The sequence below is a fragment of the Actinomadura sp. 6N118 genome (assembly GCF_044326415.1).
Lineage (GTDB): Bacteria > Actinomycetota > Actinomycetes > Streptosporangiales > Streptosporangiaceae > Spirillospora.
In genome coordinates, this window is the sequence record NZ_JBIRAZ010000034.1 from 1 (window position 1) to 13,716 (window position 13,716).

The following is a 13,716-nucleotide window of genomic DNA, read 5'->3' on the forward strand; positions in this document are numbered from 1 at the left end:
TATCCACACCTCCAGTGATCTCACCTGCGCCATCACCATGCGATGTAATAGATGTCATCGTCGTCCTGTCTGCTTGACCGGCTCGGGACGGCACTCACCGGCCAGGCGACGGACAAGACATTGATGGCACCCTGGTGAGGTCAGGCTCCCATGAGGTCACCCCGCCTCCGCGGTGAACGCACCAAGTGACCCCCACCCCGGGGCCGACAGATCAGCAACAAGACCCAAGGTCAGCCACGTTGAGGGTCAGACCCCGGAGCGGGAGCCACCCACACATACTCTCAATGCCACGTTGGCTGCGGTCGCGTATTTCCAGGTTTGTGTTGAGGTTTCGCAATGCGCGGGCCTATCACGCAGACGCCGTTACCATCGAACGGAGATCAGCTGACTCCCTTGTCGCTGCCAAGTTCTAAGAAAGAGAGCAAACTGCCTCAGCCGGGCGCCCACCTAAATCACAACACCACCTGATCCGCCGCCTTGACCAACGTGACCCGGCACCCATCACCGGCAGGAGCATTCGCACCATTCCGCACCGGCGACCGATCCAGAGCACTTATCTCAGCCAGGCAGCACCCGAGCCGTGGTGACCCGGCGCGGAGCGAGCGCCAGCGAGTGAGCACCGGAAGCGCCGCGGGCCGATCGCCCCCAGCCCCGCTCCAACCCCGGCCACCCTGGGCGATCGTAGGCAGACGCTGCAACAAACCTGCGGCAGCAACCCCCCGCACCTCCATCACCGCCGCAGACCAACCTTGCCAACGCAGTCATTCGTCAGAACCGCCACCGGTCGAACCATCATCAGCCCAGATCCGCACCCAACCAGGGCCCGCCCTTTCTCTGCCCGGACGGGATCAAGAGTCTCGTCGAACGGGTTGTCGCCATCCCACAGGTGGAGACGCGCTGGACGCCACAGACGAGGGAAGTGACGCGCGAAGGCGAAGCGGCACGCACATGCGGCACTCCACCGCCGCAGCGCAGAGCGCCTGCGTGGGCTGGAGATCGGTTACGCAGTCGGCGACGGGTGCGTGCGGCGGCGGCGGTGGTAGGCGATGGTGATGGCTGCGAGCAGGGGACCCCACAGGAGCAGTGGCGCGTACGCGATGGCGGCGATGACGCCTCCGGGTGTGTCGAGGCTCAGGGGGTTCTCTCCCTCGATCGACTTGCCGCGGATGTCGATGCCGAAGGGGATGGTGATCGTGGCCCATGTCCATATGAGCGTGAGGAAGGTAGCGCCAAGAGCGGCGGGGATCACTGCGGCGAGCGGTGGCACGCGCCGGCCGCGCAGTCCTGGGAGCCAGCGCGGGAACACTTCGCCCCATGTGGCGACCAGCCCGACCGCGGTGAACGCCACGAGCTCGGAGAAGAGCGAGAGCAGCACCACGTACAGCTCGCCAGGCAGCCATGACGGGAGGTCGCCGTCGCCCTGGTCGCCCTCGCTGATCGGCAGGTGGAAGGTACCGATCGCGATCCGCCAGATGCTGGACGGGAGGACGGTGAGCGGGATGGCCAGCGCGGCGGTCCAAGCCCAGTCGGGCACCCCGTCCGCGCGGACGTGTGCGGCGGACCACGCGGAACGGGGCCGGGCGGCAAGCGTTTTGATCATGCCACCACGGTCGTCGACCCGCGCGGTGAGGTGATCACTCGCGCGGGTCGGCTCGTTCCCCCGTGAGGGGGACATTCAGCGGAGGGGACGGAAGAAGGCGCGCAGGTCGGCGGTGAGGAGATCGGGGGTTTCCATGGCTGGGAAGTGACCACCCCGGTCGAAGTTGGACCAGTGCATCTCCTCGACGGGGTCCATGAGCGCGCGGATGGTGGTGTCGGCGGCGAACACCCCGACGCCGGTCGGCGGGCCGGTGTGGGACTGGGCGGTGTCTGCGGCGAGCATCTGGCGCCAGGCCTTGATGCCGTCGTAGGTGGCATGGGCCGAGGTGGCGCCGGTACCGGTGAACCAGGTGACGCTGATGCTGGTCAGGAGGTGGTCCCGATCGACGGGTTGGTCCGTCCAGTCGTGGAACTTCTCGACGATCCAGGCGAGTTGCCCGGCGGGAGAGTCGTTCAGCGAGTACGCGAGGGTCTGGGGCCGCGTCGACTGCAGGTGGAAGTAGCCCACTCCTTCGGCCTAGAGCAGGTTGAAGCGCTCAGCGCGGGCTCGGTCGGCCTCATTCAGGTCGTCCAGCTCTATTGGGGGCCCGAACGGGGCGCCCGCGCCCAGGCCGGTCAAGTACACGCCTGCCACCCGATCGGCGGCCACCATGCCCAGCAGGCCCGCGACGCCGGCGCCGACATCGGTGCCCTGGACGGCGTAGCGCTCGTATCCGAGTCGTTTCATGAGCTCGGCCCAGGTCTGGGCGACGTGGAAGATGTTGCCCCAGCCCTCCTGCTGTCCAGTGTTGGAGAAGCCGTAGCCCGGCAGGGACGGGATCACGACATGGAACGCGTCGGCGGAGTCGCCGCCGTGCGCTTTGGGGTCGGTGAGCGGCCCGATCACGTCGCGGAACTCAATCGGGGAGCTCGGCCATCCGTGGGTGAGGATCATCGGCAGCGCGCCGGGCTCCGGCGAGCGGACGTGGACGAAGTGGATGTCCTTGTCGCCGATCGTGGTGACGTACTGCGGGATCTCGTTCAGCCTCGCCTCCTGCGCCCGCCAGTCGAACCCATGGGTCCAGTAGTCGGCGAGCTCCTTCAGGTAGGCGAGCGGCACACCCCGGAACCAGCCAGCGCCGGGCGCCACCGCGGGCCAGCGGGTGCGTGTGAGGCGGTCACGGAGGTCGTCGAGGTCGGCTTGCGGGATCTCGATGCGGAACGGGCGGATCTGGGTGTTTCGCTCATGTCCGCGACAGTAGGCAGCAATGCGGAAAGACTCGTTCCACAATGACATCGAACGGCTGCGCGCGCTCGGCTATCCCGTGAACGCGACGCCCGGAGCCGCGGGCAGGTACTGGCTCAGCGCCGGGACCGCGCGCGAGCCGCCGGAGGGTGACGTGGCGGCCTTCGTCTCGTCGGGGTTGGCGACGGCGACGTGGGAGTTCCGTGCGCAGGCCAAGGTGCACGCGCCCGCCGAGTGATCGCCGAACGGCTGCCACCGGCCGTCGTTGTGGAGCCGTTGGACGAGCACACCTGTCTCGTGCACGTCGGCTCGGACGACCCGGAGGCGCTGGCGCTCCAGCTGGGCAGGCTCGGCGCCGACTTCGAGGTCACCGAGCCGCCCGAGCTAGTGCGACGGTTGCGAGAGCTGGCCGGACGTTACGCGCGCTGCACGCCCTGAGGCGCGACGGTGAACAGACGGGGGCCGATGCGGCGGTCGAGCCGGCGCAGGAACGAGAGGACCCCGGCGGTGCCCGTCGCCCAGGTGAAGCCCTGGGTGTCGAGGTCGTTGCCAGGGAAGATCGGCTGCCCGGACGGTCCCCCGCTGCGGACGAGCATCAGCTCGGCGATCTCCTCCGCGCCTCGCCAGAACGAGTCGTCGCCCGTGGTCATGGCGGTGTCGATGAGCGCTTCACCCATCCCTGCCAGTCCGCAACACTGCGAGGTCACCCACGCTCTGGGTGCGACTGTCAGGCACGCGCGGGCGCCGCGTTCAGCGAGTGACAGGTACGTCTCGTCGTCGTACGCACGGGCAGCGTGGAGTAGAGCGCTGACGATCCCCGACATGCCCTGGCACCAGGACGCGCCCATCGGACGGGCCTCCGTCCCGCCCAGGTCATCGATCAGTGAGCCGGCCGCCTTTGCCAGCGCGGCGAAGCGTTCCTCGGCCGCCGCTCCGGCAGCCGCGTCCCCTGTCGCCTCGTAGTAGGCGAGCAGGAAGTCGGCGACGCCAGCCGCACCATGGGCGAACGCGGTGTCCACGGCGACGCCGGACCCGGGTTGCTCGATCGCCACGGACTCGTCTGGCTCGGCCACGTCTCCGGCGATCAGTCGCCGGGCGCATGTGGCGGCCATGTCCAGGTGGGCGGGGTCGTCGGGGGTCTGGGACGCGAGGATCAGGTGCCCGGTGCCGATGCCCGCGAGCCCGTGCGCCTGATCGGCGCGTTCGTTCCCGGTCAGCCGGACTGGCGCCGCAGCGGCCACCTGACTCGCGGCAAGGAAGATCGCGGTGCCGGTACGGCCGAAGTAGAGAGCCGGTGGCAGGTTGGCGGACGGTATGTTCTCCTTCGTCCAGCGGGCCAGGTCGGCGCCGATCGCCGCGCCTTCCGCGTGCTGGAGCAGCTCCATCCCTACGCCTGCCGTGCCTGCGTAGACGTTGGTAACGGGCGGGCTTGACCTGCGTTCGGCCGGAGTGTCCATCATCTTTTCGGCGAAAAGAATGCACTCGCGGGTGGTGTGGTCGAGGACGGACGCCAGCAGGGCACCGGTCAGTTTCGGCGAAGTCGGCCTCAGCATCGGTGTCATCGGCTCGGATCGGACCTGCAAAACGTGGTGACCGGCGCGGATCTCGGCGGCGGCCCGCGTGCGTTCACCCGGATCCAGGCTCAGCAGGCGCGGCAGCAGCCCGATCGTGCCGGTCTCGACGCCGGGGAACCTCCGGTCCAGGCACTGCAAGGTCCGCTCGACGCCGCGCTCCGGATCGGGATCGATGATGACCGGATTCATGCCGGTGACCGCGAAGAAGAGGGTCGCACCCAACGAGAAGTGGTCGTCGGCAGGCGTCGAGGGACGATCCGTGCGCTGGTCCGGAACGGAGTAGCCACGGCTCCACCCGTAGAGCTGGAGCCCCTCAAAGCGGCTGGTGCCGAAGTCGATCAGCGTGCCGCGCCCGCCCTCGTCGAAGATGATGTTCTTGGGCGACAGGTCCCGGACGACCACGCCCCGCGCGTGCACTTCGTCCAGCACCGTCAGCAGCCGGGACGCCAGGACACCCAGATCGCGGTGCGGCGGAGTACCGGACGCCTGCGAGAACGTGCCGTGCTCGCCCACATAACGGTTGAGGTCGGTGGTGCCCGCATCGGTCATGACCAGGAACTCGTCCTCGCCATGCCGGAAGTGGTCGATCGCCTGCGGCACACCTGCCACTCCGGCCAGCGCCTTGAGGATCCGCAGTTCGTTGCGCAGATACATCCGCAGGTCGGTGCCGTCAGGCCCCTCCCCCACATACGCCCGGGCCTCCTTGACCACGACCGGGCGCCCGTCCGGCGCGGCGGCCCGGTAGACGTTCCCGCGCGGCCCCCGCATGACTCCCGTCGTCACTCGGTAACGCCCGCCGATCAGCCGCACCCGGCCCGTCGCCGCCGACTCGCCTCCTGGCGCGCCGCCCGAAGTCGCGCCCGACGTGGCGCCTGGCGTGCTGCTCGGCGTGGGCGATTCCGTTCTCGGCGGGTCGGGTCGGAACGGGTCGGTGGTCCAGGGCGGGCAGCTGTACTCGTTCCCGGCTGCGCCCGGGAGGCGTTCGCCGTCAGGGCCGACGATGACCAGCTCGAAGTCGCCGTTGTCATCCACCTTGTACTGCGGGGCGAACGGCCCGTAGCGGTAATAGACCGGGGCGTCGGGACGGACGCGCCGGTCGCTGACGATGCGCGGCGCGGCCAGGCCGGTGAGTGCGGCGGCGAGGGCGTGACCGAGTTCGGTGACCGACTCCTGGGGTGGATACACGGTGATGGCCTTGCCGACCGCGCCCGCATCGAGGTCGCCGGAGTTGAGGTCCCGGAGCATCTCGGCGGATCGGGCCACCTTGAAGTCACAGGGTGCGGCGAGCAGCACGGGAAGTGCCCGTTCGAGGGTGTCCCGCAGGGTGCCGGGACGTGCGGAGACGTGCAGTTTCCAGCCCTGAAGGGGAAGCTCGAAGGACGGGTCGTGAACACCGATCCACGTGTCGTCCGACTCTATTTCCCTACCGTTCTTGTCGGCTATTCGGGCGAGCAGGTCAAGGACAGATGTATCCAATGTGTTTCCCTCGATCACGGTGAACGCGGGTACCGGCGCCGCGAATGGCGAGGAAAGGCCATCGGGGCATGCCGATGGCCTTTCCCGACGCATGCTTCAGCACGGCCAAGCCATTACCGGGAGCTAGGCCGAAGCGTGCGTCATCGCCGGATCAGACGATGGAGGGGCAACATGGGAAGACCGAGCACACCGTGCGCTTGCAGGTGTTCACGCAGGCCTGAGGGCCGTGGAGCAGCTCCATCAGCTCCATCTCGAAATCGACGTCGAGGTCCTCGTGGTCGAGGACACCGGCATCCCTGGGCTCGAGGGCCAGAGCGGACATGGGGGCTCCTTCCTTGGCCGCCGTTCCGGCGGCCGCTTGGGGATCTGAGCCGGGGAGCGCGCCTTGTAAGCGCTGTTCCCGCGTTCGACCACCGCCGGTGCCGCGCTCGACGATCACCGTAGATGATCAAACGGACGCATTATGAGCAGACGATGACCGCCCTGTCCAGACACCGGTTCGTCACCTGTCAGATACCGTCAGGACGCCCTGGAAATCCGGGCTCAGGCGTTTACACGCCAGCGAAGTTGATCTACATTTGGCCGGATGATTCTGGGCTCTTCGGTGGACCGGTCCGGACTCGAAATCAGCTATTGGGAAACCCACGACGAAGAATTGCTCACGACCGGACTGGGCACGATGGTCCGGCGGCTTCCCGCGCTGGTGGTGGCGGCGATCAGGCTGGCCTGGCGGGCGAATCGGCGTGACACCGCGATCGCGCTGGGCGGCAACCTGCTGGCCGGGTTCTTCACCGCGTTCGGGCTGCTCGCGACGTCGGACGTGCTCGCCTCGCTGTTCGCCGCCGGGCCGACGCCCGACCGGGTGCGCGACGCGGTGCCGGGCCTGGTCGTGGTCATGGCGGCCGCCGCGTTGCGCGGCATCCTGCTGGCCGCCGCGCGCTGGGCCCAGGCGCGGCTCAAGCCGCAGGTCGAACGGCACGTCGAGAGGCGGTTGTTCGAGCTCACCACGCAGGTGGAGCTGACGGCGTTCGACGACCACGACTTCCACAACGGCATGCGGCGGGCCCGCGACAACGGCGTGCCCGACACCGCGACCGTCGTGGAGACCACGATCAGTGTGCTCACCGGCGCGGTCGGTGTGGCGGCCCCCGCCATCGCGCTCGGCCTCCTGCATCCGCTGCTGATGCCGTTGTTGCTGGTCACCGCCATACCGGCGGGCTGGGCGGCGGTGCGCACGGCACGGCTGCGCTACCAGGCGTTCTACCGGCTATCGGCGGCCCGCAGGCGCAAGTTCATGTTGTCGGATCTGATGGCCGAGCGGCAGCCCGCCGCCGAGGTCCGCGCGTTCACCCTGCGCGGTTTCCTGCTCGGCGAGTACGACCGGGTCGCCGAGCTCGAGCAGGAGGTGCAGCTCGACGTCGCCCGGCGGCAGGCCGGTGCGGAGGCCGCCGGCGACCTGCTGACCGGCGTCGCCACGGTCGCCGTCTACTGCGCGCTCGGCGGACTGCTCGCCGGCGACGTCATCCCGCTGGCCGTGGCGGGCGCCGCCGTGCTGGCGATCAGGACCGGCCAGTCGTCGCTCACCACGATGATCCAGAACATGAACCGCCTGTACGAGTCGGGCCTCTATTTCGGCGACTTTCTGAATTTCTGTGACCTCGCGGCCGCGCGGATCCCGTCCCCGGAGACCGCCGCCGCGCCCCCCGAGGGCTTCCAACAGCTGACCGCCGACCGCGTCTCGTTCACCTACCCGGGCGCGGACCGGCCCGCCCTGTCTGAGGTGAGTGCCACCGTCGAACGAGGCGAGGTCGTCGCGCTCGTCGGCGAGAACGGCTCGGGCAAGACGACGCTGGCCAAGCTGCTCGGCGGGCTCTACCACCCCGATTCCGGCGCGATCCGCTGGGACGACACCGACCTCGCCGCGATCGACGGCGACGCGCTGCGCCAGCGGATCTCCGTGATCGCCCAGGATCACACGCGCTGGCCGCTCACCGTGCGGGAGAACATCGTCATGGGCCGGCCGCTCGACGAGGAGCGGCTCGCGCACGCGGCTGCGGCGGCAGGCGCCGACCGGGTGATCAGCGAACTCGACCAGGGGTACGAGGCGCTGCTCGACCGCCGGTTCCGGGGTGGTCACGACCTGTCCGGCGGGCAGTGGCAGCGCATCGCCGCCGCCCGTGGCTTCTACCGCGACGCCACGCTGGTCATCTTCGACGAGCCGACCTCGGCGCTGGACGCGCGCGCCGAGCATGCGCTGTTCGAGCGGATCCGGCGGCACGCCGACGGCCGTACAGTCATACTCATCACGCACCGGCTGGCCAGCGTGCGGTTCGCGGACCGGATCTACGTCCTCGACCACGGCCGCGTCGCCGAGCACGGCACCCACGCAGAGCTGCTGAAGGACGGCGGCCTGTACGCCGACCTCTACGAGCTCCAGGCATCTGCTTACCAAGACCAGGCATACCAAAACCCGGCTTACGATGACCCGGCCCACCAGAACATCCCGCAGGAGGCCTTGTGACCGTAGTCGCCGCGGCGGCCTATCCCGCGCTGATCGGCGTCCTGCTGGTGGCCATGGCCGGCAAGGCGCGGAACGTACGTGGGTTCGCCGCCATCGTCGACGGCTACCGCATCCTGCCCGGCCGCCTCGCCACGCCCGCAGCCATCGCCGTCCTGGCCGCTGAGGCGACCGCCGCCGTTCTTCTCATCCCGCCTGGTACCCGGCGTTGGGGGGCAACTCTGGCGGCGGCTCTCTTCGCCGCGTTCCTGGTCGCGATGGTCTCGGTGCTCCGGCGCGATCTGCGGGTCGACTGCGGTTGCTTCGGCTCGGCCAAGCGCTCGAATCCGGTGAGCCGACGCACCGTGGCCCGGGCGGGCCTGCTGCTGCTCCTCGCCGTGATGACCGTGGCCGTCCCGCCCGCCGGGTTCTCGGTCACCCATCTCGGCCTGTCAGGGCTCTACCTCTGCCTGCTTGTGGCGATCTCCCGCTTTCGCCGCCGTCCCGTTCCGCCGGAATCCCCGCCGCCTGCCGGGCTCCGGCCTGGCGCGCGGTTCAGGGTCGCCACCACTCCGGCGCCCCTCACCGGTGACACCAGGCCCACGTTGTACGCGCTGATCTCGCCGAGCTGCGGCACCTGCACGGCCATGCTGCGCGCGTTCGCCGCCGCCAGGGCGAAGGCGCGCGTCGTCATGGTCAGCGCCGCCGAGGAACGGCCAGTGCGCGAGCATCTGGCCGCCCACGGCGTCGCGGACCTTCCCCTGGTGATCGACCCGGACGTCTACGAGGCCAACGACATCGCGTGGCCGCCGTTCGCGGTCATCACCGACGCGGAGGGCACGGTGCTGGCGGCGGGCGGCACCGACACCCCGCAGCGCCTCGACACGCTCCTCAGCCGCGTCACTTCTTATAGGGGACGAGTTTCCCCCGGAGCTCCTGCATAGTCCCGACCAGGAGCTGCTTGAGGAGCTCGCGGCTCTCCGCGTTCGCGCCCGTGTACTTGTCGATGTCGATGATCTGCTTCTTGGTGGCGGTCACCGAGTTGAGCTGGTGGTCCAGCTTGATGTCGCCCATCCAGGGGCTGCGGAAGAGGTTCGCCATGTCCGTCTGGAACATGTGCACCAGGTCGTCGGGGTCGGCGACGTAGTTCTTGACCTCGGCGACGAACGTGAGGGTCGCCTTGCTTCCGATCACGGCCTGCTGGAGCGCGCTGTCACCGGTCTTGCGGTCGAGGACGATCGTGAGGCTGTGCAGCACCCGGTCCTGGACGGGCTTGAACCTCACGTACTGGAGGTCGGTCCCGGCGCGGAACCCGATGGTGGGGCACCCCTGGTAGGCCATGGTGAACACCATCTCGCCCATGAGGACCTCGTCCTTGCTCTCCCGGGCTTCGGCGTTGTTCTTGAACTTGGAGATGAGCTGCAACATCGAGGACTCCAGAGCCTAGGAGGAGACGGTGGTGGTGATGCGACCGCGCAGGTACTTGGCCAGTGCCTGCCGGACCGCCGCCAGATGTTGCTGGAGCACCGGGTACTTGATCGTGTACTGGTCCGCGAAATAGGGCGCCAGGTCCAGCAGCAGCTCGACCTGCACGTAGACGTAGCTCGTGGTCAGGTCGGCGTCCACCGTCATCACGCCGGGCTCGCCGACGTCCAGGAAACCGCTCTTGATCTCGGACTTGAGCGCCTGCCAGACCGTGCGCGCGTCCTGGACCTGCTCGCCGTAGCCCATCTGCACCGAGGCGTAGTGGCCGACGGTCTTGGCCGCCAGCACGTCGCCGGTGAGATGGGTCAGCCGGAAGAGCACGCGGCTCTTGGTCGGCGGGTGCTCAAACCGCAGGTGGTGGTGGTTGCCGTCGGAGTTGAGGTCGATGAGCACGTTGCCCTCGGCCACCATCGCGGTCACCACGGCGCCGACGAGAAGGTCGTCCACCTCCCGCGCCATCCGCTGCTCGTCGAACCGCTGCCAGCTTCGTTTCACCAGCTGGCCGTACACCTGGTCGAGGTCTTCGCTCACGTGCGCCCCCTTTGGATGCGATCTGTCCGACCACGCACCCTATCGAGGCGTGATCAGAAAGAGCCCGAGTTCCCGAGGAGTTGGCCGTCTTACGCCAGATCGCGACAGGAAAGCGGTGGAACGGGCTATGAACGCGTGAGGCTACAAAGCCTTGCGGCTACGAAACCTGACGTCCCAGCTCATAGCGGTTTTCGTGGGGGTCTGGCGCTGTCGTCCGCGCGGAGCCCGGCGTACGGTCGACGGCGCCGGAGATCAGGGCGACGCCGAGGCCGGCCGCGCCGATCAGGGCCCCCACCCAGAGCGGCGAGGTGAGTCCGAGCCCGGCGTCGATGGCGAGACCGGCCAGGAACGGGCCGACGGCGTTCCCGAGGTTGAACGCCGCGACGTTGGCCGCCGAGCCCATCGCCTCCGCGCCGACCGCCTTGTCCAGCACCCGGGTCTGCAGCGGCGGGATCATGGCCGAGGCCACCACGCCGAAGAGGGTGAGGGTGACGGCCGCGGCGATCCTGTTGTGCGCGGTTACCAGCAGCAGCGTGGACAGGCCGATCAACGCTCCGAGCAGGACGTAGACGCTCGGCATCAGGGCGCGGTCGGCGAACCGGCCGCCGATCGGGCCGCCCACGAGCATGCCGAGGCCGAGCAGTGTGATCACGGCGGGCACCGCGCCCTTGGAGAAGCCGGTGACGTCGGTCAGCAGCGGCGCGACGTACGTGACGACGGCCAGGAACGGCGCCCAGCCGAGTGCGGTCATCGCCAGCACCAGCCACAGCTGCCCGCTGCGGAACGCCTTCAGCTCGCGGCGCACACGGGCCTGCGGACGCGGGCCGCGCGGCACGAGCAGCGCGATCCCCGCGAAGGCGACCACGCCGATCCCGGCGACGGCCCAGAAGGCGGAGCGCCAGCCGAGGTTCTGCCCGATGAACGTGCCGAACGGGACGCCCACCACGTTCGCGAGGCTGAGCCCGGTGAACATCAGGGCGATGGCGCTGGCCCGCTTCTCCGGGCGCACCAGTTCGGCGGCCACGACCGCGCCGATGCCGATGTACGCGCCGTGGGCGAACGAGGCCACAAGCCGGCCCACCATGAGCGCGCCGTACGAGGGCGCCAGCGCGGACAGCAGGTGCGCGGCGACGAAGAGGCCCATCAACCCGAGCAACATCCTCTTCCGCGGCGACCTGGCGCCGAGCGCGGTCATCACCGGCGCGCCCACGACCACGCCGAAGGCATAGCCGGAGACGAGCAGGCCGGCGGTCGGGATCGAGGTGTCGAAGTCGGCCGCGAGCTCGGGCAGCAGTCCCGCGATGATGAACTCGGTGGTGCCGATGCCGAAGGCGCCGAGCGCCAACGCCAGCAGGGCGAGGGGCATGGGGTCTCCTGGGAATGGCTGGGGTAAAGTGGTCAGCGCGAAAAGGTAATCAGCGCATGCATTAGTTGCACACGCCATCTACTTGCACACGCTGACTATATGACTGTGCAACTACCTTGGCAACCGAGGGGAGCGTGAGCCATGTCACCGCCTGATGCAGTGGACGATGCAGTAGTGAACAGTGCAGCAGTGGACAGTGCGGCAGTAGACACTGCAGTGGAGGCTCGGGCTCAGGGCTGGCGCACGCTCGCCGCCCTTCAGAACCGCATCGAAACCCAGATCGAGAAGGCGCTCCAGGCCAAGCACGGCCTGAGCGTCAACGAGTTCTGCGCCCTCCATCACCTGACCGGCCCGGACGGCCCGCACACGCGCATGCAGCAGCTCGCCAGCATGCTCGTGCTCAGCCAGAGCGCCACGACCCGGCTCGTGACCCGCCTGGAGGAACGCGGTCTCATCGCCCGCGTCCTCTCGGCGGAAGACCGGCGCGGCATCTACGCCCAGGCCACCGAGTCCGGCCGGAAGCTGCACGACGAGGCGGCCCCCACGCACAACGCGGCGCTGGACGCGGCCCTCAGCGAGGCGGCCGACCTGCCGGAACTGACGCCGCTGGTGCACGCCCTGGAGTCCCTGAGTATCAAGGTCTGACGCCCGGCTTCTTCACGAACTCCGCCGGTGCGACTCCCCAGCCGTGCGGCGGCGACTGACCGACGCCCAGCTTCCTGAACGCGTGCAGCACCTGCGGGTCCTGCACGTCCAGCCAGTCCACGAGCTGCCGGAACGAGACGCATCGCACCTCTTCCTTCTGGCATACATCCCGCATCACTTCCTCGATGACGTCCATGTAGATGCCGCCGTTCCAGCGCTCGAAGTGGTTGCCGATGACCATCGGGGCGCGGTTGCCGGAGTAGGCGCGGGTGAAGCCACGCATCAGCCCAGCGCGCATCTGGTTTTTCCAGAGCGGCCGGCGAGCCGGAGAGCCGTTGTATTTCTTCGACTGGTTGGCCAGGAAGTTGTAGTCCATCGACAGGACCTCGAAGCTCCTCCCCGGCATCGGGATCCGCTGCAGTGGAAGATCCCAGAGCCCGAACGTCTTGCGCGGCCAAACTTGCTCGCCGTTGCCGCTGGAGTCGTACCGGAAGCCCATCGACCGGCCCGCCTTGACGAGGTTGTGCCGCCCCTCCAGGCACGGCGCGCGGCCACCGACCAGTTCCTTGTCGTAGTCGAACGGCAGCGGCGGAGTCGTCGTCCAGCCGGTGGTGGTCCGCCAGTGCTTCACGAACCACTTGGCCTGCGCGGTCTCCGCCCGCCACTGCGCCGGTGACCATGACGCGACGCCCGTGGGGCCACAGAAGTGCCCGTTGAAATGCGTGGCGATCTCGTTGCCCTCGACCCAGGCCTGCCGTACCTGGGTGAGCGTTCGCCGGATGCTCTCGCTGCCGAGGTAGCCGATGTCCGACGCACCGCGGGGCCTGCCGGGCGGCCGGTAACGCATTCGTTCGGACTCCGGCAGGAGGTAGATGCCGCTGAGAAAGAACGTCTGGGTGGCGCCGAGCTCATGCCCGATCCGCCGGAAGCGGGAGAACAGGCGATTGTCGTCCTCACCCGCGCCGTCCCAGGAGAAGACGACGAACTGCGGCGGGCGTTCACCCGGCGCGAGCCTCCGCGGCTGCGTCAGACCCGGCTGCGGACCGGTGTACGCGGTGGAGCCGTCGCCGATGAGAATTTCCTGTCGCTGCGCGACCGAACCGGCCTGCCGTCTTCCGCCCTCGAGGCTGGACAGTGGAGCGGCCTTCCGCGCGGTGCCGTCCGGCAAGCCAATGCCGTCGTCCATGTAGACCCACGCGACTCCCCAGGCCAGGACCGCCGCCCCCGCCGCCACACAGACCGTGGTCTTCGCAGTACCCGCCACCTGGACAACATCGCGGTTCCGCGCGGCCGGACATGCGAGACCTGCGGAAGGAAT

14 protein-coding genes are annotated in these 13,716 nt (G+C 68.9%); 5 read left to right on the plus strand and 9 right to left on the minus strand.

The annotated features are described in order from the left end of the window. Positions 1-1,000: 1,000 nt before the first annotated feature. From ACH34W_RS50005 to ACH34W_RS50015, 3 genes are read right to left on the minus strand one after another with little or no spacing between them, the layout of a single operon-like run. Positions 1,001-1,675: a hypothetical protein gene (locus ACH34W_RS50005; protein WP_395968339.1), complete on the minus strand. Its 675-nt coding sequence runs from the start codon at positions 1,673-1,675 to the stop codon at positions 1,001-1,003. Continuing rightward, positions 1,676-2,107, minus strand: coding sequence for a hypothetical protein (locus ACH34W_RS50010; protein WP_395968340.1), 432 nt, complete (start codon positions 2,105-2,107; stop codon positions 1,676-1,678). It lies immediately after the preceding gene. Positions 2,108-2,116: 9 nt separating this feature from the next. After that, positions 2,117-2,875: an epoxide hydrolase family protein gene (locus tag ACH34W_RS50015; protein ID WP_395968341.1), complete on the minus strand. Its 759-nt coding sequence runs from the start codon at positions 2,873-2,875 to the stop codon at positions 2,117-2,119. Here ACH34W_RS50015 and ACH34W_RS50020 point away from each other — a divergent pair. Together ACH34W_RS50020 and ACH34W_RS50025 are read left to right on the plus strand one after the other, a co-directional pair. Then, a complete protein-coding gene (locus tag ACH34W_RS50020) occupies positions 2,847-3,062 on the plus strand; it encodes a hypothetical protein (RefSeq protein WP_395968342.1) in 216 nt (71 codons plus the stop codon). The two genes, ACH34W_RS50015 and ACH34W_RS50020, sit on opposite strands and share 29 nt — an antisense overlap. Further along, a complete protein-coding gene (locus ACH34W_RS50025) occupies positions 3,059-3,262 on the plus strand; it encodes a WYL domain-containing protein (protein WP_395968343.1) in 204 nt (67 codons plus the stop codon). The genes ACH34W_RS50020 and ACH34W_RS50025 overlap by 4 nt, the downstream gene beginning before the upstream one ends. On the opposite strand, the gene lanL is transcribed toward ACH34W_RS50025, so the two are convergent. Next, a complete protein-coding gene (gene lanL / locus ACH34W_RS50030) occupies positions 3,241-5,874 on the minus strand; it encodes a class IV lanthionine synthetase LanL (RefSeq protein WP_395968344.1) in 2,634 nt (877 codons plus the stop codon). The genes ACH34W_RS50025 and lanL overlap by 22 nt on opposite strands. A 151-nt stretch (positions 5,875-6,025) precedes the next feature. Next, positions 6,026-6,196 (minus strand): hypothetical protein, encoded by a 171-nt coding sequence (locus ACH34W_RS50035; protein ID WP_395968345.1) that lies wholly within the window; start codon positions 6,194-6,196, stop codon positions 6,026-6,028. A gap of 264 nt (positions 6,197-6,460) precedes the next feature. Between ACH34W_RS50035 and ACH34W_RS50040 the strand changes: the two genes are divergently transcribed. Both ACH34W_RS50040 and ACH34W_RS50045 read left to right on the plus strand, forming a co-directional pair. Further along, positions 6,461-8,395 (plus strand): ABC transporter ATP-binding protein, encoded by a 1,935-nt coding sequence (locus ACH34W_RS50040; protein WP_395968346.1) that lies wholly within the window; start codon positions 6,461-6,463, stop codon positions 8,393-8,395. Beyond that, positions 8,392-9,315 carry a MauE/DoxX family redox-associated membrane protein gene (locus ACH34W_RS50045; RefSeq protein WP_395968347.1) on the plus strand — a complete coding sequence of 308 codons (924 nt, stop codon included), beginning with the start codon at positions 8,392-8,394 and terminating at the stop codon, positions 9,313-9,315. Before ACH34W_RS50040 ends, ACH34W_RS50045 begins: the two co-directional genes overlap by 4 nt. Here the strand turns inward: ACH34W_RS50045 and ACH34W_RS50050 are convergent. The 3 genes from ACH34W_RS50050 to ACH34W_RS50060 form a co-directional block, all read right to left on the minus strand. Beyond that, a complete protein-coding gene (locus ACH34W_RS50050) occupies positions 9,272-9,799 on the minus strand; it encodes a hypothetical protein (protein WP_395968348.1) in 528 nt (175 codons plus the stop codon). The genes ACH34W_RS50045 and ACH34W_RS50050 overlap by 44 nt on opposite strands. 15 nt (positions 9,800-9,814) lie before the next feature. Then, complete coding sequence (locus ACH34W_RS50055; RefSeq protein ID WP_395968349.1) at positions 9,815-10,387, minus strand: hypothetical protein; 573 nt, start codon at positions 10,385-10,387, stop codon at positions 9,815-9,817. A 157-nt stretch (positions 10,388-10,544) separates the two neighbouring features. Then, entirely contained in the window at positions 10,545-11,753 is a 1,209-nt protein-coding gene (locus ACH34W_RS50060) for an MFS transporter (RefSeq protein ID WP_395968350.1), read from the minus strand. Positions 11,754-11,969: 216 nt separating this feature from the next. Here ACH34W_RS50060 and ACH34W_RS50065 point away from each other — a divergent pair, with 216 nt between their 5' ends. Continuing rightward, on the plus strand, positions 11,970-12,398 hold the full coding sequence (locus ACH34W_RS50065) for a MarR family winged helix-turn-helix transcriptional regulator (RefSeq protein WP_395968351.1): 429 nt from the start codon (positions 11,970-11,972) through the stop codon (positions 12,396-12,398). Here the strand turns inward: ACH34W_RS50065 and ACH34W_RS50070 are convergent. Beyond that, positions 12,388-13,662, minus strand: a complete 1,275-nt coding sequence (locus ACH34W_RS50070; RefSeq protein WP_395968352.1) for a hypothetical protein — start codon at positions 13,660-13,662, stop codon at positions 12,388-12,390. The genes ACH34W_RS50065 and ACH34W_RS50070 overlap by 11 nt on opposite strands. Positions 13,663-13,716: the final 54 nt, after the last annotated feature.